Genomic DNA, 19,494 nt, shown 5'->3' with positions numbered 1-19,494 from the left:
CATAAATGACTGAAACTGGTTTCTACCACCCAGATCGTGGGTACTGGCAGACGAATAGCGGCGACCCTATGGCGCTGCTGCCCCAGTACCCGGAAGGGACCACCGTGGTCCCTCTCAAGCCCGGCGCTGACTTCGAATGGTCAGGTGGTCTTTGGGTCTACACCCCTCCACCCATCGAAGACGTTCGAGCGTCCATGCCGGAACTCACGCCGAGGCAGCTCAGGCTCGCCTTGCTCTCCATCAACATCTCTGAGGCCGACGTCGACTTCAAACTCGTCAGCGACCCAGCCGGAATGATCGAGTGGAAATTCGCCACCTACTTCAAGCGGACACACCCGCTAGTCGAAGGCCTCGGCGCACTCTTCAGCATCACCCCGGCGCAGATCGACAGCCTTTGGGCATGGGCGGCTGCGCTGTGACACCCTTCGCTCTCATCACAGGAACCACCTCCGTGGACAACACTACCGCTGCGGTCGCCGTCTCCGCAGTGTCGAGCCCTGTCTGGCTCCCCTGGCTTCACGCGGCCTCCGACGGCGCAGCCCTAATCGCTCCGATCCTGGGCACGATCTGGCTGGTCGTTCAGATCACCTCAAAGGCCCGCGACATGCTCCGAAAGGACCACGACAAGTGAAGACCGACACCAACGCCCTCGGCGACCTCTTCGACACCTTCGCAGATCAGCTCAAGACGATCCTGACGGAAGGCCGGACGGTCATCGACAAGGAGACCGGTGACGCCGTCAAGGTCACGCCCGACGCGGCGTCCCTGAACGTCATCCTGAACTTCCTCAAGCACACCGGCACGACCGTCGCTCCCGGCACCCACAAGGTGACCAACGACATCGCAGCCAATCTGCCGTTTGACGGCTCCGAACACCAAGAACGGTTCAACTGATGCAGATCAACGCAGCTAACACCTTCACCACTCCTATCCTGATCCAGGCCGCTAACTCCTTCGACATCACGATCAGCGGCACCTTCGTGGCCACCGTGGTCCTGCAGAGATCGAAGGACCTGACGAACTGGATGGACGTCACCACGTTCACCACGCCGACTGAGCAAACCGGCTCGGCAGGCTCGGCCTGGTACTTCCGCCTTGGCGTGAAGACAGGTGCTTACACCTCTGGCACCGTCGTAGCCGACATCTTCGACTAATGGCGCACATCAAGGCTGTTGCGGGGGTCTCCCTTAGGGGCGTCCTCCGTAACGTGCTGTTGTCCACAACCGCGTCCGCACCCAGCCCGATCCCGGTCTACGACTTCAACTGGAAGGCTGGCGTCTACACTGGCGACACGCTCGCCAACATGGCTGCCGAGGCCGGCAACTACGTCGGTGGTCTCTATGAGCGTGAAGATACTGGCGCTCTCGTGAGCGTCGGCGCAAACGCCCCACAGGTCACCGCAAACGGCCTTGAGGTCTGGCCCGGCAGGAACAACTACGCGCTTCAGAGCCGCAACCTGACCACGACGTGGACCCTGACGGGATGCACGGCAGCTCGGTCGACGGGACGCAATGGAAGCGCCAATCAAGGCTCGCGCGTCACCGTCACCGTGGATGGCGGCACGGCGGTACTCCCGGCTGCGACCGTGGCCTCGAACACCTTCATTGGCGCTGTGGACATCGCTCAGGTGTCAGGCAGCGGTGGTGTCGAGATGTCGGTCAACGGCGGGGCGAACTACTACCCGCTCACTGGCATCGCCGGCACGTTCAAGCGCCTCTCGATCCCGGCAAGTGTCCTGGCAAACCCACAGGTCCAGTTCCGCTTCGCGAAGGCCGGCGACGTCTTCGATATCGACTACGTGACGTGCCAGAACGGGACCATCCTCGGCCCCCGCATCGCGACCACCACCGCGACCGTGAACGTGCCGCAGAACCGCGTCACATGCCTGAACAAGCCACCCCTCGTGAACTTCATCAAGGCCGGCGTCTATGCCGTGTTTTGGGAAGGCAAGGTGGACGCCCTCAGTGGCCTCGGCATCTTCGTCTCGGACGCCAACTTCAACTTCTTCGTAGGCACCGATGGTTCCCTAAACTGGGCCGGTGGGCTCCCTGCGGGCACCTTCAAGTTCGGCGTCTACCAGAAGCTGGTGTTCACCAGGAACGCGGATGGCACCGGCTCCGTCTATTGCAACGGCGTCAAGGCGACCGGCGCTGTCGGCAGCCATGCGGCCATCACGCACTTTGACTGGGGCACGAATGGTGCCGGCGTGAAGAACATTGCCGGCGTCATCCGACGCTCGACCTTCTACTCGGCCCTGACCGATTCCCAAGCCTGGGCGCTCCTCGCCTAGCACCCCACACAGAGAAGCCCGCCAGCGCGCGTTAGGTCAAACCCTAGCAACCGATGCCCCAAGCTCGTGCCGCGCGCTGGCGTCGCTCCCTGCCCCCATTCCGAAGGATTTAATGACCAAGCAGACGCTTACTGCTTCGACCCATTTGTCGACGCAGACAGACCCGCTCCGCGACTTCCGCAACTTCCTGTTCGTGGTCTGGAAACACCTGAACCTCCCGGACCCCACGAAGGTCCAGTACGACATCGCCTCGTTCCTCCAGCACGGCCCGAAGCGCCTCATCATTGAAGCCTTCCGTGGCGTCGGCAAATCGTGGGTCACCTCGGCCTTCGTCTGCTGGCTCCTCTACTGCGACCCTCAGACCAAGGTTCTCGTCATCTCGGCGTCCAAGCAGCGCTCCGATGACTTCTCGACCTTCACCATGCGCCTCATCTTCGAGATGGAGCTGCTGGCCCATCTTCGCCCAGGCCCCGATCAGCGCCAGTCCAAGGTCGCCTTCGACGTCGGCCCTGCCCGCGCCTCGCACAGCCCCTCGGTCAAGTCCCTGGGCATCACCTCACAGATCGCCGGCTCGCGCGCCAACGTGATCATCGCGGACGATATTGAGGTCCCGAACAACTCCGACACCCACCTCAAGCGCGAGAAGCTCTCCGAGCAGATCAAGGAGTTCGACGCCGTGCTGTCACCGGGTGGCCGCATCATCTACCTGGGCACACCTCAAACCGAGCAGTCGATCTACAACCTCCTCCCCGACCGTGGCTACGTCTGCCGCATCTGGCCGGCTCGCTATCCCGACGAGGAACGCCGCGCCAAGTATGGCTCCAGGCTGGCCCCGATGATTGGCCGAGAGCTGGACGCAAGGCCCGACCTAGTAGGTGGCCCGAGCGATCCCCAGCGGTTCACCGACATCGACCTGAATGAGCGTGAGATGTCCTATGGGCGCTCAGGCTTCGCCCTTCAGTTCTACCTCGACACCAGCCTCTCGGACGAGGACCGGTTCCCGCTGAAGCTGTCCGACCTGATCATCATGGGGTTGAACCCACGCAAGGCCCCGAGAGAGGTCGTGTGGGGCTCTGGCCCTGAACAGGTTATCGAGAAGCTGCCGATGATCGGTCTGCCCGGCGACCGGCTGCACCGCCCGATCTTCACCGACAAGGACTTCGTCGATTACGAAGGCACCGCCATGTTCGTCGACCCCTCAGGTCGCGGCAAGGACGAGACTGCCTGGGCTGTGGTCAAGATGCTCAACGGCATTCTCTACCTGACCTCGGTCGGTGGCGCTCGTGGTCATGGCTACGACGACAAGGTTCTGGACCAGATATTGGACTGCGCTAAGGAACAGGGCGTCAACGTCATCAAGGTCGAGCCCAACTACGGCGACGGCATGTTCGCCCAGCTCCTTCGTGCCCGAGCCCAGCTCCGCTATCCGGTCCTGATCGAGGACGCCGAGTGGTCGAAGGCCCAGAAGGAAGCCCGCATCATCGACACCCTGGAGCCGATCATGAACCAGCATCGTCTGGTGGTCGATCCGAAGGTGATCGAGTGGGACTACGACAGCACGGCTGCCCTGCCGACTGACGAGGTCAACAAGTACCGCCTGTTCTACCAGATGACCCGGATCACCAAGAACCGGGGAGCCTTGGCTCACGACGACCGACTGGACGCAGTGGCCGGCTGTGTCGCCTACTGGATCGAATGGATGGCCCGCAACACGACCGTGGCCGTCGCCCAGCGGAAGCAGGAACTGCTCGACGCGGAGCTGGCCCGGTTCATGGAGAACGCCCTCGGTGGCTCCCACAGGTCGCCCCCTCGGTTCGCTCTGTAGACCCTAGACCGAATATGGTGACATCTAGGACTACCCCCGATGGTTCCCTATAGGGTTACCCTTAAGGTGACACCTGATAGGAACCGTAGGTAGCCCCTTAGGGTGCCACCTGATGGCATCCCTTAGTTCCCCCTCATGGCCCCCCGGAGTTCTCCCTGGAGGTGGCCGAGGGGGCACAGGGACTCAGTAGTCACTGATATCGGCAAGAAGGACACCTTCCTCCTGGGCAGCCAGCCTGAAGAGCCTACGGACATCCTGAACGGACGCTCGCTGCTCCCCGAAGGCGACACAGCATTCGACCGCTCGACGCCAGTGCCGGCCCTTCTTGGTGAACCCAAGGAGTTCCTCTGCGGCAGCCTCGACGTTGCTCACCAGGAGCCGGCCATTGGCTGACCTGATGGGGACCTTTGGGGAGAACCAAGAGAGTGACATGGGGCCGATATAGGGGGTCGGAATATTTGGTGCAAATTTCTGAGCGGGTGATCGGATAAGGGGCACGCGCGATGACCCCCCGTACCCCCTCATCATACCGCGCCCGCGTGGGACGCACGATGCGCGACTAAGACCGCGCGCGAAGGGGCCTCTTGTCACACCATTTGTCACACGCAAGGCGCAACGCCATGCAATGCAAGGGATTGGACTAGATACGTTATCCGTTCCACGCCTCGCAGGGTGCGCCAATGGGGCTCAAAGGGTGGCGCTAGGGTGCGCTGCAGGGTGGTGGCAAGGGTGCGCTATGGTCAGACGCTTGTCTGCCAATCGGTGTATTTGCCCTAAGCCAAACCCTAGGTCTCACGCTAGGTCACGCCTTGATCGGTCTTTAGCTCCGCGCGTATAGGTGCCCGCATGGTTTCCTGTGAGGTGAGCAATGGGGTTTGATTGGGTGGCGCTATTCGTGGCGGCATTGGGTGGCGTCTTGGCGCTGGCAGCGTGGCAGCGTTGGCGCATGGGCGATGGCATAGGCGCAATGGTCTGCGGTTTCTTCGTTGTGGGAGTGGTCGCGATCCTCTTGCGGTCTCCCAATTGAGCCCGGAAAGGTCTCCCAAAAGGGACCTAAAGGCCTAATCGAGCACATTTCCTGAATTTTCTTTCGTAGTGATTTCAATGGCTTAGGTACAAAATAAGCCCTATCTGTCGTTTTTTCCAATATCTCCGCTTGCGTATCTAATCCGGTTATGAGACATATTGGTCACCGAAGCAGACGGCATCGCCGAACGCCAAGGGGCCGGGGACACCACCTCGGCGCATCAAGAGGCCTCCAACGGCCTTGCGAGTACAGCGGAACCAAAGGCCAGACCGGTGCGGAACCGGGAGGCGGCGCATAACCGGGATGGTTGCGAGATAAGAGCCTAGAGCGAAAGCAGAAGAGCTAGGTGGACCGCAACTAACGCAGTGGCAAGACCGAAAGGTTGAACCGGGCAGCGCGACAAGTGTGACCTTGTCAATCCTCTAAGGGACCTAGTCCGTTAGCGTAGGGGATCGACAAGCTCACATTTCAACGGGATCACCACGATGTTCAAGTCCAAGACCATCCGGTCTGGCGGCAACGCTAAGACCATCAAGGGCGACAAGCTGGGCAACTACGAAACGGCCATCATGTACCTTGCGCCGGCCTCCCAATCGCTACTCGGCAACGTCTGCCCGATGGCACAACAAGCCGGCTGTGAAATGGGCTGCCTGTCAAAGGCTGGCCGCGCCGGAATGTTCTCTTCCATCGTCGAAGCTCGCATAGCCAAGACACAACGGTATTTCCGCGACAGGGCTCAATTCATGGCCGACTTGGTCAAGGATGTTGCCGCCTTCGTTCGCTACTGCGACAAGCGCGGTGTGAAGCCTGCGGTTCGCCTCAACGGCACGTCGGACATTCAATGGGAGGTGGCGCATCCATGCTACCGCGACGGCGAGCGCTTCGCCTCGATCTTCGCCGCTTTCCCTGAGGTGCAATTCTACGATTACACCAAGGTCTACAAGCGCGCCTATCGGTCGCTGCCGGCCAACTACTCGCTCACCCTGTCCTATTCGGAGGCCAACCCGGCCTATGCTGACGCCGTCATCGGCGCGGCCAAGGACACTGGCGCAAACATCGCTGTGGTCTATCGCACCAAGGCGCTGCGCGACAGTCTGACCGGTGACCATCTGGAAGGGCTGGAACGCATGACAAACCGCCCGGTCATCGACGGCGACGAAACCGACATGCGCTTCACTGACCCGCGCGGCGTCATCGTCGGCCTCTATGCCAAGGGTCCGGCCAAGCGCGACACCTCGGGCTTTGTCATCGGCTAACACCTCCCGCAAGGGACTAGTTCCCTGAGCGCATCGGTCGGCGTCCTCCAGCGCTTGGCCGGTGTCGCTCGGGCAAACCATCGGAGCAACCACCATGACTGACAACGTCGCCACGCTCGACGGGTTCACCCGCGAAGTGATGGGCTATTCGGACCACCACGATTTGCACCTTCTGATCAAGCCTGACACCGACCTCGACGGGTCCTTCAAGGCTTGGTGCTGCGACGAGCAGGAATGGCTGCGCGTCCACGGCTGGCTGTTCACCTTCGAAGACGTGGAGGGCTGACCGATGCCGCCTGAAGTCGAAACCCTCTGGGCAACCCTCCTGTGGTGCGGGCTGATCACCGGCTGCGCCATCTTCGCCATCAAGACCGCAAAGGCCCCGAAATGAGCCGCAAGCCGCGCACCTATTACACCCTGATCGTCCACGAGGGCGACCACATCGCCGACAACCCTTGGGCCATCGCCTTTGGCGACTATGACCGCGAGACGGTCGAGGCCGAGCGCGACGAGTACCGCGACAAGGGCTGGAAGGCCAAGGAACTCAAAATCATCACCACCACCGACCAGCAGGCCGACATTGACGCCATGGTCCGCGAAATCAACGACAGGGCATAGCCATGACACGCACAACAACCATCGGTGGATCGTGGGGCGAACTCACGGTCGACGCTGAGACGGGCAACGTCTTGGCCTACGATCACGGCGGCACCCTGCCTGATCCCGACGACGCCAGCGAGCGCGGCTACACCCTGATCACCCGCGTCGACCTCGACGAGTGGCGCAAGACCTACGGCGACCAAGAGCCCACCGCGCTGGACGTCCTCGACGTCGGCTACTGGTACGGCCCTGCCAATGCTTACGAGCCGCCCGCGACCGACTGGCGCGAGGACTACGACATGGGAGGCAACCGGTGATCGTCTACAACGTCAAGCGGCGTTGGTTCACCATGAAGAACGACGCCGAGGCCTACCGCAAGGCCGAAGGGTTGCCACCGAGCGCAACCTACACCCTCCGCATCGACGACCGCGACGACCTCGCAGGGCTCCTCAACGGGCTCTGCGGGCAACAGCCACCGGTCGCACCTTTGATGGTCGAGGCCGAGGCCGCGCCTGTCATCGCCCGCAACCAGATCACCAACGAGCCGCCCGACTTCGTCCCCGCCTTCCTCGTGAAGGATTGGGAGAACCGACTGAAGGGCATCTACCGATGAGCGGCCTGTTCCTGACCCTGCTCGCGGCGTTCGCCATCCTGATCCCCGTCTATTTCATCCTGAGGTGACCCATGACGACCTACGTTTGCCAGAAGCTGGCCGACCACACTGAGCGCGGCAACAAGTGGCTGCTACACAACGAGCATGCGGACGGCAGCCAGACCCTTATGGGTTTCCACCGCACCCGCAAGGCCTGCCTCCTCGTCGCCCGCATCTTCGCCGGTCGTCGCAAGGTCGTGGTCCGCGACAAGGCCATCCGCCTGGACGCTTGGAGGGTAGGCTGATGCTCTTCAAGTCTCGGGTTTGGTATCGCAACCGGGAGGGCAAACTGCGCGGCCACGGCGATCTGCTCGACGCGCCCTATGATGCCTTCGGTTCGGTCGATGCCGCCCACAAGGCCCTGCACCGCGCGCCGACCTTTGTCCGCAACAACGTGGTGTCGGTCGAGGTTGTGGTGTGCGTCAAGAACGGCACCGGCTACCCGGTTCACGCAGACCCATACGACTACGGCGGCACCAAGGAATACACCGCGCTCCAACTTCTGGGAGCCGCCGCATGAGCATCTGGGATTGCATCAAGCTGGCCCTCGCCGGCTGGACCTTCGTGATCCTCTTCACGGCTTGGTGGCTGGTGAAGACGGAAGAGCTTCAACACTCTGGCCATACGCCTGCACGATGACGTTCGCCCTGCCCTGGCAGGCATAGCACACCGACGAGCATTTGCTGTCGCAGAGCATCAAAGCCACCTCGCGCGATGTTGGCTTCTTCGAAGCGGTCATGAGCTTGAGCCCCACGAACAGTGCGGTGTCAGGCGACAGGGTGACCCGACGACGCGCGTTCGCCTTCACCAAAATCATCGCGGCCAGATCGGCCTCGGTCGTCCATCGCCTAGTCATGGATTAAATTCCTAACACCAGAACCAAGCGAGAACAAGAATGCACATCATCAACGAACAGTTCCTCACCGAGGGCAAGGCCGCTGCTTGGATGCGCGGCTACTCGGACCAGTTCCGTCCATCGGTCTACGGCACCCGGCTCACCAAGCGCCGGTCACGCTGTGGCCAGTATTGGGAGGTCGTCGGCTCACGCTTCATGCACTGACCCGCCTAGGAATTTATCCCTACTTCTGCTATCATCCGCAAATCACTGGAGACCACATGATCAAGACCAAAGCCAAGACCGCTCTCACCATCGGCACCCTCGTCAAAGTCGCTGACACCTATGCCCTCGACCGCCTCAAGGGGAAGACCGGCACGGTCGTCGCGATCACCTACGACCACGGCGACAACATACCGCTGGTCGACTTCGGTCCCGACTTCAAGGGCCACAACGGTTCGTCTTGGGCGCTGCGCTCTGGGTCGCACCCTGCCACCGATACCGCTTGGTTCGTGCCATCCGATCACCTGAAGGTGACCGCCAAGGAGCCCACCGCGCCGATGACCAAGTCGGTCCTCGATCTGCTGCGCCGCAAGGGTGCGATCACCTCGCTCGAAGCGCAGGGCGTTCTCCGGTGCCGCCAGCTCCCTGCCCGCGTCCTTGAATTGAAGCGCCTCGGCCACAAGATCGTCACCGAGCTGAAGGTCGACCCGACCGGCCAGAAGTACGCGCGGTATCACCTCCAGGCAGCCTAATCCACCCAATTTAGCTGCGACTAATGGGCCGGTTGATTATGTCAGCCGGTCCAGTCCACCTCCGCGCCTTCACGTAGAGGAAACTATTATGCCAAGAGCCACTAAGAAGGAGAGAGCAGAACGCTGTGTGTTGATCGAGATGATGCTCGGCATACAGGCCCACCTCGCTGCTCGCACCGATAGCCAACAGCAGTCGGTGATTATGATGGCGATCCGCCTGGGGGTATATCAGCGAAGGCCGATGGACCTCAGCGCAATTGCAGCAGCAACAAGTATGCCGAGAACGTCTGTGATCCGCTACGTCAAGGAGTTGGAGGCTCGTGGCAAGATAATGCAGATCACTACCGGTCGGCGTACTGTACCAATACTAAAGGACATAGAGGACCAAAGCGTGGACAACTTCTACAACCACGTCCGACTGCTCGTTATTAAAGCAGCCTCTAACCTGTCCAAGTTGGACACTTCTGACGATGGACACAATTCGTAACAGAAAGTAAATGCCCGTGAACCTCGTCCCAAAGTGGGACAGGGGGGCTTTTTCAGGGAAACATCATGACGCCTAAACAGTTCGAGGCTCTCCTCGTCCAACTTACTCGTATTGCCGATGCTATGGAGAACGGTAAGGGGTCCGCGCCGGGGGTCAGTGCGGAAGTACCCAACAACCCCTACGCCAGCCCAGACGTGCCAGAAGGCTTCGACACGGTGCTTGGCTACTTCTCGAAGAACATGCCGGGAGCGTTCGAGCTGATGGACGACCCGGTCACTGGCACCCTGCGTGATGGACACTGGCTGACGCATCAGGCCAGTCGACGGGGCATCCCGATCATCAAGGTGCCAGCGCCAGAACCGCTCATCGAGATCGGCATCAACGAACTGAACGCATACCCGGTAGAACTGCTCGAAGAGCGCATCCGGTAAGACTGCCGCCTGGGGAGGCGGATAACGAGGGGCTGCAGTTGGCGGGGGCGCGAGGCGGTGCCTCCGCTATTGCAGTAGATGCGGACTTGGACTAACACCACCAACGTATCTATCACCTGGGAAGGAAGTACCATGAACGCCAGTGTCTCGCGAGGGGTCGAGAACAAGACGGCTCGCAAATTCATCGCCTTTATCGACGAGTTCAGGAAGCTGAACGCTGAAATGCAAGCCCAACAGATCAGCCTGTTCCTGCACATCGTTGCGCAGCCAGAGCTGACCATCAAGGAATACGCTCAGCGCGCCGGCCTCGGCGATGGTGGGCCAATCTCACGCAACATCGAAGCCCTGAGCGAGACGCGCAAGCTGATGGTCAAGGGCAAGGCCGAGCTGGTTCCCGGCCACGGTCTTATCGAGACCTACGAGGACCCTCTGGATCGTCGCTTCAAGCGCGTCAAGCCGACGCAGCGGGGCATCCGGGTCTACAACACACTCATCCAACTCCTAGGAAGCTGACATGGCAGTACGACAGCGCGGCACATCTTTCATGGCCGACTTCATGATCGCGGGCACCCGCTATCGTGAGACCTTCGACACCGAGCCCGAGGCTGAGGCCTGGGAGCTTGAGACGCGCGCTGCTCTGGTCCGTGGGTCACCCCTGCCGGCAGCCAAGACGGGTCGCAGCGAGAGCGGCCAATCCCTTGCCACCCTCGGCCCCCTCTTCGACTACACTAAGGAGCAGCATTGGGAGAACAACCCCAAGATCAAGGCTCCTGCGACGGCGGTCGCCTCCGGTCGCGAGTGCGTCGAGTTCTTCGGTCGCAACAAGCCAGTGATCGAGATCGACACCGACGAGATGCGCCGGTTCGCTCGCCACATCGTCGCCTCCGGGCGCACCTACGCAACAGCCGACAGGAAGCTCGCCGCGCTGTCCAAGATGCTACGCTTCGCGTTCGAGAAGGGGGTCATCCCCAGGACACCGAAGGTGCCCATGTCTGGCGAGACGAACGAGCGTCTGCGGTTCCTCACGAAGGAGGAGGCTCAGAAGATACTGAAGCTGTGGCGCGACTGGCACCAGCCAGAGTTGCATGCCTTCACGGTCTTTGCCCTACACACCGGGGCGCGGCTGAGCGCGATCCTCGACCTCGGCTGGAACGCCTTCGGCCCGGGCTTCAACACCGTCTTGTTCTGGGGTGGCGACAAGAAGTCCCCTGCCCGCACCCTGCCACTGTCGGCGGCTGCCAAGGAAGCGGTCCTCACCATGAAGACCCTCAACCCCGACAGCAAGGGACCCTTCAAGCACTTCGCCAGCGAGAGCGATGGCAAGGCCCGTCACCTCCGCACCATGTGGGACAAGATGCAACAGGTCACCGGCTACGACGATGTCGTGGTCCACACCCTGCGGCACACATGCGCGAGCTGGATGGTCCAGGCCGGCGTTGACCTCAAGCGCGTCCAGACGTGGCTCGGCCACAAGCGCATCGAGACGACCCTGATCTACGCCAAGCTTGGGACCGGCGATCTGGACGTGTGCGCCGACATCCTCGGCGGCATGCTTGAGCCCCAGAAGCCGGCGCTGAAGGTTGTGACCGGCGAGCCTGGTTGACCTGTGACAAACCGTGTGACAAACGGTGACAAAAGTGACAATTCCGGCGGGTATGGCGGAACTGGTAGACGCACTTGGTTTAGGTCCAAGCGTTGAGAAACATGGGGGTTCGAGTCCCTCTACCCGCACCACTAGCTCCGGTGGAACAGATTTAGGTTCTGGCGAGAGATCGTGGGGGTTCGAGTCCCTCTACCCGCACCAATGACCTACATCCAACATTACTAATAGAGCGGCTCCTCGAACAACGTCTTGTCGCCGTCGACCAGCGCCTTGATCTGCGCGGTACCGTCGCTGGCGAGCGCAAGGCGTATCCCGAACGGGCGCACCCGCATGTCGTTCTGGATCGCGATGCCCTCGCCCTCGGGCAGGTAGAAGCGCTCGATGCCGTAGTCCGGCGCGATCGTCGTGCCCTCGCTGCGCAGGTCCCAGCCTTCGGCGACATGGCCCAGAATATCGGCCTCGTCGGCGGCCGCGGGCGTCGGCGCCTTGCCGAACCAGGCGGTGGTCGGCGCCCAGTAGCCGTCGGCACCCTTCTTCAGGCGGACCACGATCGAGGTGTCGTCGCTGGAGAACTTGCCGGCGGGAATGTTGGCGATCATTTTCACCGGAATGCGCGAGATATCGTAGCCGAGGATGATGTAGTCGCCGCGCAGCAGGTCGCGCGGATCGACGGGCTCGATCTTCAACAGCACGTCCTTGCCGTTGCGCAGGATCGCCGCCCGGCCGGCGATGATCCAGCTCAGGAACCCTATCTGGACGAGCGCCAGCACCAGCGCCGAGATGACAAGTTTCTTTCCGGTCATCATGCCGTGGCTCCCCCGGTCGCTGGACCGTTCATGCGTTTTTCGACGCGAATGATGACGACTGCCAGGATACCGAGCAGCACCGCGGCGGCCAGGAAGAAGCCGGCCGTGTCGAGCATCGACTGCAAGGTCACGACATAGATCATGGCGAGTTCGAAGGCGAAGCCGAGATAGGCAAGCCAGCGCAGGCCCCGGCTTTCCCGTCCCGCCAGCACGATAGCGGCAACAATGCCGGCAAGCGCGACGACCGAGGCGATGGTGAAGCCGCTGTTATAGGTGCTTTCGTCCGCCAGTTCGAACTGGATGATTGCCAGGCCCGTCAGGAAGCCGAGCAGGGCATGCAAGGGCAAGCGGCCGCCAAGTTGCACGATCCGGTCGACTGGTTCCGGTGCGAAGACGGCAGCCGCGAAAAGCACGGCGGAGACAACGACAAGGGGGATCGCCACCGGCAGCGTCGCGTGATTCCCGGCCAACAGCACGAGATAGAAGAGCAGCGACAGGATGATCAGGTGCCGCGCCGGCTGGCTGCGGGTCCAGAACGAGACGGCAAACAGCGCGACCGCCATGATGACGAAGGCATGCGGAAAGTTGCTGCGGCTGTAGTAATCGAACCCTTTCAGGAACAGCCAGGCGTCGGCGATACCGACCGCCGCGACGGTCAGCGGGTTCGATCGTAGCGCCACCGCCGCCAGCGCTGTGCCGGCGCCCCAGGTGACCAGCGCGGAAGCCTCGTCGCCGGACAAATGATACATCTGGCCGATCAGCGCGATCGAACCGCCGAAAGCAGCAGCAGCCACGATCCACAGCGCTTCGCCGATCGCCGCATGGTCGCGCGTCTTCAGCACCGCGCCGCCGACATAGCCGCCGAGGATGATGGCAAAGAGCGCGGCCACTCGAGCGAGCCGCGGGATCGCATCCCAGTTGGCGGCGACGAAGATCAGGATGGCCGCGCCAAACAGCAGCGCCGCCATCATCGCCAGGATCGAACCGAAGCTGAGCGACTTGCGCGCGTTGGCCTCGACGTCACGCGTCAGGGAATCGGCCGTCGCTGCGTCGATCAGGCCTGTCTGCAGCCACCGCGCGATGTCGGACCTGACCCGTGTCGAGTACCCTGCCATGCCCTGCCTCCCCCGCTAGGTCGTTTTTTCAGCCGAACCAGCCAAACCGTTGACGTCACGGCACTTTCTGATTCTGGCTTCTTTGTGTCAGGTCCGTGAAGGCGCGTTAATGCTGCATTGCACAATTTGCATTGCTGCCATGCAGCCATAGCGCTTTTAAATCGATATGGGCCCGCCTATTTATGGTTCGTACACAAACGGAATGATCCGCAAGAAAGACGAAACGAGAACTACCATGAACCTGATCCGCAACTACCGCAACTGGCGCCGCTACAGGGACACCGTGTCCGAGCTGAGCCGCCTGAGCAACCGCGAACTGACCGACCTCGGCATCAGCCGCAGCGACATTCCTTACGTCGCTCGCAAGGCGGTCTAATTCTTCGGACCGCGAATGGTCCGAACAAGTTTCAAAAAAAGAGAACGACAATGAACCTGATCCGCAACTATCGTAACTGGCGCGTTTATCGCGAGACGGTTACCGAGCTGGGTCGCCTTTCGAACCGCCAGCTGCATGATCTCGGTATCGTCCGCGACGAAATCAAGATCATCGCCCGCAAGGCGATCTAACGGAATTTCGCTGGGATCGACCTCCTCCCCGAGCCCAGCGAAGACGGTCAGCCCTTACCCTCCTCCCAAGGGTTGACCACCAAAACGGCGCCCGCCGCACCTCCTCCCGCGGCGGGCGTTGTTTCCCCGGGGCAAACGAGTTTTGCCCCAGAGGTTTCGCCCCTCTTCAAATGGCGAAAGGAATTTCGTCAAAGCCGACCTCCTCCCCGGCGATGACGAATAGGCCCAACCTTCACCTCCTCCCGAGGGTTGGCCAACCAAACGGCGCCCGCCGCACCTCCTCCCGCGGCGGGCGCTGTTTCCCAGGTGGCAAACGGATTTTGCCCCAGAGGTTTCGCCCCTCTTCAAATGGCGAAAGGAATTTCGTCAAAGCCGACCTCCTCCCCGGCGATGACGAATACGGTCGGCCTTCACCTCCTCCCGAGGGTCGACCCCCAAAACGACACCCGCCGGACCTCCTCCCCCGGCGGGTGTTGTTGTTTTCAGGGCAGGCTCTCCCGACCAGGCGTTTCCCGTTCACCGCCGCGCGACAATTGCAATCGCGGCGGCAAGCGATTATTCCGGCGCTCATGAGCAAAAATCCTATCCACATCATCGGCGGTGGTCTCGCCGGTTCCGAAGCCGCATGGCAGGTGGCGCAGGCCGGCGTTCCCGTTGTGCTGCATGAAATGCGGCCCGTTCGGGGCACGGACGCCCACAAGACCGATGGCCTGGCCGAGCTGGTCTGTTCCAATTCCTTCCGCTCCGACGATGCCGAAAACAACGCGGTCGGGCTGCTGCACGCCGAAATGCGGCTGGCCGGCTCCTTGATCATGAGCGCCGGCGATGCCAACCAGGTGCCGGCCGGCGGCGCACTTGCCGTCGACCGAGACGGTTTCTCCGAGGCCGTGACGAAGAAGCTCGAGGCACACCCGCTGATCAGCATCCAGCGCGAGGAAGTGCCAGGCCTGCCGCCGGCGGACTGGGACCAGGCGATCATCGCCACCGGGCCACTGACCGCGCCTGGACTTGCCCAGTCGATAGCGGAGGCGACTGGCGCCGATGCGCTCGCCTTCTTCGACGCCATCGCGCCGATCATCCATTTCGACACGATCGACATGGACATTTGCTGGTTCCAGTCGCGCTACGACAAGGTCGGGCCTGGCGGCACCGGCAAGGACTACATCAATTGCCCGATGGACAAGGAGCAGTACCTTGCCTTCGTGCAGGCATTGGTCGACGGCCAGAAAACGGAATTCAAGCAATGGGAAGGCACGCCCTATTTCGACGGCTGCCTGCCGATCGAGATCATGGCCGAGCGCGGCGTCGAGACGCTGCGCTACGGGCCGATGAAGCCGATGGGCCTTACCAATGCGCACAATCCGACGGTGAAGGCCTATGCGGTCGTCCAGCTGCGGCAGGACAATGCGCTGGGCACGCTCTACAACATGGTCGGTTTCCAGACCAAGTTGAAGCACGCTGAGCAGGTTCGTATCTTCCGCACCATTCCGGGACTGGAAAACGCCGACTTCGCCCGCCTCGGCGGCCTGCACCGCAACACCTACATCAACTCGCCGACGCTGCTCGACGCCTCGCTGCAGCTGAAGTCGCGCCCTGGCCTGCGTTTCGCCGGCCAGATCACCGGTTGTGAGGGCTATGTCGAAAGCGCCGCCATCGGCCTGCTCGCCGGCCGCTTCGCCGCCGCCGAACGGCTCGGCCACGCACCATCCCTGCCGCCGCTCACCACGGCCTTCGGCGCGCTGCTCAACCACATCACCGGCGGCCATATTGTTTCCGATGACGAGCCAGGTAAGCGCTCGTTCCAGCCGATGAACGTCAATTTCGGCCTGTTCCCCCCGGTGGAAGCGCCGAAGACCGAAGGCAAGCGCCTGCGTGGCAAGGATAAAACGGTCGCCAAAAGACATGCCATCACATCGCGCGCGCTGGGCGATTGCCGGCAATGGCTGGGGCTGCCGGCGCAAACGGCCGAAGCTGCGGAATAGCACCCCGGATTGGACCCGAAGGAGAAAGTAGGATACTATCCTACTTCACACCTACCGGAGCCGTTCTATGGAATCCGCCGAGAAACTGTCCATCACTGTCACGCCCGCAATGGCGCGCATGATCCGCGAGAAAGTCGAGGATGGGTCTTTCGGCTCCGCGAGTGAAGTCATCCGCGCCGCGCTTCGCGCTTTCCAGCGCGAAGAGGAAGAGCATGCCGAACGCATGGCCTCGATCAGGGCGCGAGTGAAGGCGTCAATCGATGATACAAGGCCTGCTGTTCCGCTCGACGAAGCAATCGACCGGGTAAAGAAGCGGATTTCGCAACTGGCGCAAGACCATGATGATCCAGCGTCTCGTCGTCGTTCTTAGCGAAAACGCGATCTCCGATCTCGAAGCGATTGGCACCTACATTCTTGAGAGCAGCGGCAGCGAAAACATCGCAAACGGTTTTGTGGATCGGATCAAGGTGACTACGAGACGCTGATGCGCGATGGCGGTTCGAGCGACGCCTCCTAGCCGCCAAAGCAGCTACTCCGCCGGCTCGGCACTCGCCACAGGCAGTCCCGGCTTGCCCGCCTCGCCGGGATTCCGCCTGACATAGGCGGCCTTCAGGCTCTCCGAGGTCTCGCGTGAGCCGTCATGGCTCCAGCCGGGGGGCTTGATCAGGTAATTCAGGCGCTCGCGCAGCGTCAGGCCCGACGAAAACGCATCCCTGAACATGCCGATCCATTCGTGGAAGGCCACTTTCAGCGGGTTGAAGGTGCCGAGATTCTTGACGATGCCGTAGCGCGGCCGGTCTTCCTCCAATTCCTCGACGAAGGTGCCGAACATGCGGTCCCAGATGATCAGCGTTCCGGCATAGTTGGCGTCGAGATAGCGAGGGTTGGTGGCGTGGTGGACGCGGTGGTGGGACGGCGTGTTGAAGATCAATTCGAACCAGCCCCACATCTTGCCGATTGTCTCGGTGTGGATCCAGAACTGCCAGACCAGGTTGAAGCCGAAGGTGAAGGCGATGACCGCCGGATGGAAGCCGAGCAGCACCAGCGGCGCCTGCAGCACGAACATGAAAGTGAACAGCCCGGTCCAGCTTTGCCGGAGCGCCGTCGACAGATTGTAGTGCTGGCTCGAATGATGGTTGACATGCTCGGCCCACACCCAGCGCACCCGGTGCGCAATGCGGTGATAGACATAGTAGCGCAGGTCATCGAGCAGGAAGGCGGCCAGGAACACCCAGACCGACAGGCCGAGATTGAAGACGCGGAACTGCCATAGCCACAGCAGCGCCCAGTAGGAGACGACGCCAAGCAGCAGCCCGGCGACGACATTGCCGGTGCCCATCATCAGGCTGGTGAGCGTATCGCGCGTCTCGAACGAGCCCTTGGCGCGGCCGCTGCGCACCAGCCAGAGCTCGATCAGGATCGCGGCGACGAAGAACGGAATGGCCAGCTGGGTGACCTGCGGGAAATCATAGCTGTCCATCACGCGGCCTCCCTCGCGGAATTTGGATGATGCGACCCGAGAGCATTCAGCAAGGCCTGGGCATCGGCGGCACTCGCGAAGCGGAATCGGCCGCCCTTCCAGGTGAAATCCGTCAGCCGAACCAGAACCGTATGCGCCTCGCCAGCGCCGGACACCTTTGTGTCTGCGGGCGTGACGATGCGGGTCAAAAAGCAATCACCGATGCTGTGAACAATGCCGATACGCCCTCGCCCAAGATCGAGAAATGCGGTCTTGGCATCCGCCGTCAGGCGGACTGTCGCAGCCGTCTCGTCAGGATAATCTTCGGCGAAACGGCGCAGCGCCGGATCCGGACCAGCCAGTGTGGCCGTCTTGCTGCCGCCCGTGAAATGCACCGCGGCAACCGACAGCGCAATGCCAAAGGCGACGATCGCGACCAGCACAGGCAAGCTCATGGATTTCCTCCGCGCCGGCCTGTCGTCTTCGGCGACAGTTTCGGCTCGGCCGAATCCTTAACACGATTGACGTTTACGTCAAAGTGCCGGCCAGCCCTTGCTTGCGCGACGCAACAGGAGCCAATGTCGGCGCAGGGCAGAGAGCCGCGCGACGCTGTCGAGCGATGAATGGCTCGAGCCTTCCATCTTGTCGAGATAGGCGCGCGACAGCGCCAGCGGCAGGAATGCCGGGCGCAACGACGCCGGCAACTCCGCGGCACCCCGCTCGAAGGCTGAAAGGTGTTCGCGTGCCAGCGCGATCATCGCCGCCACGGCGCGCTGCGCTCCAGGCCCGCCATCGCCGGCAACAAACTCTTCCGGCGACGATCCCGCCGCCGCCAGGATGTCGGCCGGGATAAAGCTCTGCCCGCGCTTGCGGTGCAGCGGTAACAGCAGGAGCAGGCCGGTCATCGCCTGCGCACAGCCCGCCCTGCCGGCCAGTTCCGCAAAGCGCGGCGCCGCGTCCGGATCGAGTACCATCGCCGCAAGCTGGATGAGCGCGGCTGCTGTCTCGCCGCAATAGCCTTCCAGATCCGTGCGCGACGGCATCGGATCGTCGTAGAGATCGAAGATGCGCGCTTCGAGCATATTCTCGAAGGCCAGTTTCGGCAGGCGATGAATGGAAATTGTCGCCTTCAGCGCGTCGGCGGTGGGATGGCCGATGCCCGCGCCTTCATTGTCGGCCGCGATGAGATCGCGCCACCATTGCAGCCGTACCTCACCCGGCAACGCTTCATGGATGCGGTCGCGAATGCCCGCGACCTCGGCATTGAAAGCGTAAAGCGAAAACAGCGCATCGCGCTTGTCGACCGGCGCGTAGAGCGCCGTGAGATACCGGTCATGGTCGGCGGCGCGCACCGCGTCCATGACGATTTTGGCATTCTGGGACATATCAATCGACGGCGATGAGCGCTGCAGCCACGGCGCGGTCTTCCGCCAGAAGGACATTGTAGGTCCGCACCGCTGCCCCGGTCGACATCGGATCGGACGCTATGCCCGCCTCTTTCAACGCCGCCCGCAGCGCTGCCGGCAACGGCCGGAGATCCTTGCCCATGCCGACCAGCAGGATCTCGACCTTGTCGGCCTCGGCCAGAAGTTTGTCGAAATCCGCCACCGTCAGCGCTGCCGCGTCCGCCGGCTCCCAGCCATGGATGCCGGATGGCAGGCACAGCAACGAGCCGCGGTGCGACATGTCGGCAAAGCGGAACCCGCCATTGCCATAGGCCTCGATCGGAGCGCGGCCTGGGAAATGCGCCTCGCGGATGACAATCCCTTTGCCGGTCACCACTCAGTCACCCCTTCGGGGCCGC

29 protein-coding genes and 1 tRNA gene are annotated in these 19,494 nt (G+C 62.1%); 23 read left to right on the top strand and 7 right to left on the bottom strand.

Features of this window, described 5'->3' with window-relative positions; all coding sequences use genetic code 11:
• Window positions 1-5 precede the first annotated feature (5 nt).
• The 12 genes from AC07UC_RS19910 (at window position 6) to AC07UC_RS19855 (ending at window position 8,170) form a co-directional block, all read left to right on the top strand.
• Window positions 6-419 (top strand): hypothetical protein, encoded by a 414-nt coding sequence (locus AC07UC_RS19910; RefSeq protein WP_494907145.1) that lies wholly within the window; start codon window positions 6-8, stop codon window positions 417-419.
• Between the two features lie 208 nt (window positions 420-627).
• On the top strand, window positions 628-894 hold the full coding sequence (locus AC07UC_RS19905) for a hypothetical protein (protein ID WP_494907144.1): 267 nt from the start codon (window positions 628-630) through the stop codon (window positions 892-894).
• On the top strand, window positions 894-1,154 hold the full coding sequence (locus AC07UC_RS19900) for a hypothetical protein (RefSeq protein ID WP_494907143.1): 261 nt from the start codon (window positions 894-896) through the stop codon (window positions 1,152-1,154). Before AC07UC_RS19905 ends, AC07UC_RS19900 begins: the two co-directional genes overlap by 1 nt.
• 53 nt (window positions 1,155-1,207) lie before the next feature.
• The gene (locus tag AC07UC_RS19895; RefSeq protein WP_494907142.1) at window positions 1,208-2,290 is read left to right on the top strand and encodes a hypothetical protein; all 1,083 of its coding nucleotides are present in this window, start codon (window positions 1,208-1,210) and stop codon (window positions 2,288-2,290) included.
• Between the two features lie 112 nt (window positions 2,291-2,402).
• Window positions 2,403-4,115, top strand: coding sequence for a phage terminase large subunit (gene terL / locus AC07UC_RS19890; RefSeq protein WP_494907141.1), 1,713 nt, complete (start codon window positions 2,403-2,405; stop codon window positions 4,113-4,115).
• A 1,512-nt stretch (window positions 4,116-5,627) separates the two neighbouring features.
• Complete coding sequence (locus AC07UC_RS19885; protein WP_494907140.1) at window positions 5,628-6,398, top strand: GP88 family protein; 771 nt, start codon at window positions 5,628-5,630, stop codon at window positions 6,396-6,398.
• 94 nt (window positions 6,399-6,492) lie between these two features.
• Window positions 6,493-6,684 (top strand): hypothetical protein, encoded by a 192-nt coding sequence (locus AC07UC_RS19880; protein WP_494907139.1) that lies wholly within the window; start codon window positions 6,493-6,495, stop codon window positions 6,682-6,684.
• 101 nt (window positions 6,685-6,785) lie between these two features.
• A complete protein-coding gene (locus AC07UC_RS19875; protein ID WP_494907138.1) occupies window positions 6,786-7,016 on the top strand; it encodes a hypothetical protein in 231 nt (76 codons plus the stop codon).
• Window positions 7,017-7,018: 2 nt separating this feature from the next.
• Window positions 7,019-7,315 (top strand): hypothetical protein, encoded by a 297-nt coding sequence (locus AC07UC_RS19870; RefSeq protein WP_494907137.1) that lies wholly within the window; start codon window positions 7,019-7,021, stop codon window positions 7,313-7,315.
• Window positions 7,312-7,611 carry a hypothetical protein gene (locus AC07UC_RS19865; protein ID WP_494907136.1) on the top strand — a complete coding sequence of 100 codons (300 nt, stop codon included), beginning with the start codon at window positions 7,312-7,314 and terminating at the stop codon, window positions 7,609-7,611. Before AC07UC_RS19870 ends, AC07UC_RS19865 begins: the two co-directional genes overlap by 4 nt.
• Before the next feature lie 71 nt (window positions 7,612-7,682).
• Window positions 7,683-7,895 carry a hypothetical protein gene (locus AC07UC_RS19860; protein ID WP_494907135.1) on the top strand — a complete coding sequence of 71 codons (213 nt, stop codon included), beginning with the start codon at window positions 7,683-7,685 and terminating at the stop codon, window positions 7,893-7,895.
• Window positions 7,895-8,170: a hypothetical protein gene (locus tag AC07UC_RS19855; protein WP_494907134.1), complete on the top strand. Its 276-nt coding sequence runs from the start codon at window positions 7,895-7,897 to the stop codon at window positions 8,168-8,170. Before AC07UC_RS19860 ends, AC07UC_RS19855 begins: the two co-directional genes overlap by 1 nt.
• A gap of 54 nt (window positions 8,171-8,224) precedes the next feature.
• Here AC07UC_RS19855 and AC07UC_RS19850 read toward each other — a convergent pair whose 3' ends face one another.
• Window positions 8,225-8,506 (bottom strand): hypothetical protein, encoded by a 282-nt coding sequence (locus AC07UC_RS19850; RefSeq protein ID WP_494907133.1) that lies wholly within the window; start codon window positions 8,504-8,506, stop codon window positions 8,225-8,227.
• Window positions 8,507-8,545: 39 nt separating this feature from the next.
• Here AC07UC_RS19850 and AC07UC_RS19845 point away from each other — a divergent pair, with 39 nt between their 5' ends.
• The 7 genes from AC07UC_RS19845 to AC07UC_RS19815 all read left to right on the top strand — a co-directional run bounded on the left by AC07UC_RS19845 (window position 8,546) and on the right by AC07UC_RS19815 (window position 11,892).
• Window positions 8,546-8,710 carry a hypothetical protein gene (locus tag AC07UC_RS19845; RefSeq protein WP_494907132.1) on the top strand — a complete coding sequence of 55 codons (165 nt, stop codon included), beginning with the start codon at window positions 8,546-8,548 and terminating at the stop codon, window positions 8,708-8,710.
• Window positions 8,711-8,766: 56 nt separating this feature from the next.
• Window positions 8,767-9,240 carry a helix-turn-helix domain-containing protein gene (locus AC07UC_RS19840; protein WP_494907131.1) on the top strand — a complete coding sequence of 158 codons (474 nt, stop codon included), beginning with the start codon at window positions 8,767-8,769 and terminating at the stop codon, window positions 9,238-9,240.
• 88 nt (window positions 9,241-9,328) lie between these two features.
• Window positions 9,329-9,727, top strand: a complete 399-nt coding sequence (locus AC07UC_RS19835) for a helix-turn-helix domain-containing protein (RefSeq protein ID WP_494907130.1) — start codon at window positions 9,329-9,331, stop codon at window positions 9,725-9,727.
• A gap of 65 nt (window positions 9,728-9,792) precedes the next feature.
• Window positions 9,793-10,158 (top strand): hypothetical protein, encoded by a 366-nt coding sequence (locus AC07UC_RS19830; RefSeq protein WP_494907129.1) that lies wholly within the window; start codon window positions 9,793-9,795, stop codon window positions 10,156-10,158.
• A gap of 132 nt (window positions 10,159-10,290) precedes the next feature.
• Window positions 10,291-10,671 carry a winged helix DNA-binding protein gene (locus AC07UC_RS19825; protein ID WP_494907128.1) on the top strand — a complete coding sequence of 127 codons (381 nt, stop codon included), beginning with the start codon at window positions 10,291-10,293 and terminating at the stop codon, window positions 10,669-10,671.
• A gap of 1 nt (window position 10,672) precedes the next feature.
• Window positions 10,673-11,761 (top strand): tyrosine-type recombinase/integrase, encoded by a 1,089-nt coding sequence (locus AC07UC_RS19820; RefSeq protein ID WP_494907127.1) that lies wholly within the window; start codon window positions 10,673-10,675, stop codon window positions 11,759-11,761.
• 46 nt (window positions 11,762-11,807) lie between these two features.
• Window positions 11,808-11,892: transfer RNA gene (locus AC07UC_RS19815), tRNA-Leu, on the top strand.
• A 90-nt stretch (window positions 11,893-11,982) separates the two neighbouring features.
• Here the strand turns inward: AC07UC_RS19815 and AC07UC_RS19810 are convergent.
• Window positions 11,983-12,567 (bottom strand): GDYXXLXY domain-containing protein, encoded by a 585-nt coding sequence (locus tag AC07UC_RS19810; RefSeq protein ID WP_140773170.1) that lies wholly within the window; start codon window positions 12,565-12,567, stop codon window positions 11,983-11,985.
• Window positions 12,564-13,682 carry a DUF2157 domain-containing protein gene (locus AC07UC_RS19805; protein ID WP_140773169.1) on the bottom strand — a complete coding sequence of 373 codons (1,119 nt, stop codon included), beginning with the start codon at window positions 13,680-13,682 and terminating at the stop codon, window positions 12,564-12,566. The genes AC07UC_RS19810 and AC07UC_RS19805 overlap by 4 nt, the downstream gene beginning before the upstream one ends.
• Window positions 13,683-13,917: 235 nt before the next feature.
• Between AC07UC_RS19805 and AC07UC_RS19800 the strand changes: the two genes are divergently transcribed.
• The 4 genes from AC07UC_RS19800 to AC07UC_RS19785 all read left to right on the top strand — a co-directional run bounded on the left by AC07UC_RS19800 (window position 13,918) and on the right by AC07UC_RS19785 (window position 16,601).
• Entirely contained in the window at window positions 13,918-14,058 is a 141-nt protein-coding gene (locus AC07UC_RS19800) for a DUF1127 domain-containing protein (RefSeq protein ID WP_013531315.1), read from the top strand.
• A 50-nt stretch (window positions 14,059-14,108) separates the two neighbouring features.
• On the top strand, window positions 14,109-14,249 hold the full coding sequence (locus tag AC07UC_RS19795; RefSeq protein WP_065005581.1) for a DUF1127 domain-containing protein: 141 nt from the start codon (window positions 14,109-14,111) through the stop codon (window positions 14,247-14,249).
• Window positions 14,250-14,818: 569 nt separating this feature from the next.
• The gene (trmFO, locus tag AC07UC_RS19790) at window positions 14,819-16,231 is read left to right on the top strand and encodes a methylenetetrahydrofolate--tRNA-(uracil(54)-C(5))-methyltransferase (FADH(2)-oxidizing) TrmFO (protein WP_494907126.1); all 1,413 of its coding nucleotides are present in this window, start codon (window positions 14,819-14,821) and stop codon (window positions 16,229-16,231) included.
• Window positions 16,232-16,298: 67 nt separating this feature from the next.
• On the top strand, window positions 16,299-16,601 hold the full coding sequence (locus tag AC07UC_RS19785) for a type II toxin-antitoxin system ParD family antitoxin (protein ID WP_202321970.1): 303 nt from the start codon (window positions 16,299-16,301) through the stop codon (window positions 16,599-16,601).
• A gap of 159 nt (window positions 16,602-16,760) precedes the next feature.
• Here the strand turns inward: AC07UC_RS19785 and AC07UC_RS19780 are convergent, their stop codons facing one another.
• The 4 genes from AC07UC_RS19780 to AC07UC_RS19765 form a co-directional block, all read right to left on the bottom strand.
• Window positions 16,761-17,711: a sterol desaturase family protein gene (locus tag AC07UC_RS19780; RefSeq protein WP_494907125.1), complete on the bottom strand. Its 951-nt coding sequence runs from the start codon at window positions 17,709-17,711 to the stop codon at window positions 16,761-16,763.
• Window positions 17,711-18,145 carry a hypothetical protein gene (locus tag AC07UC_RS19775; protein ID WP_494907124.1) on the bottom strand — a complete coding sequence of 145 codons (435 nt, stop codon included), beginning with the start codon at window positions 18,143-18,145 and terminating at the stop codon, window positions 17,711-17,713. Before AC07UC_RS19775 ends, AC07UC_RS19780 begins: the two co-directional genes overlap by 1 nt.
• Window positions 18,146-18,223: 78 nt before the next feature.
• Window positions 18,224-19,075 (bottom strand): phytoene/squalene synthase family protein, encoded by an 852-nt coding sequence (locus AC07UC_RS19770; RefSeq protein ID WP_494907123.1) that lies wholly within the window; start codon window positions 19,073-19,075, stop codon window positions 18,224-18,226.
• Between the two features lies 1 nt (window position 19,076).
• Window positions 19,077-19,472 carry an Mth938-like domain-containing protein gene (locus tag AC07UC_RS19765; RefSeq protein ID WP_494907122.1) on the bottom strand — a complete coding sequence of 132 codons (396 nt, stop codon included), beginning with the start codon at window positions 19,470-19,472 and terminating at the stop codon, window positions 19,077-19,079.
• Window positions 19,473-19,494: the final 22 nt, after the last annotated feature.

The sequence above is a fragment of the Mesorhizobium sp. GW821-FHT04C10 genome (assembly GCF_059420305.1).
This window is presented reverse-complemented; position numbering and strand designations above follow the sequence as displayed.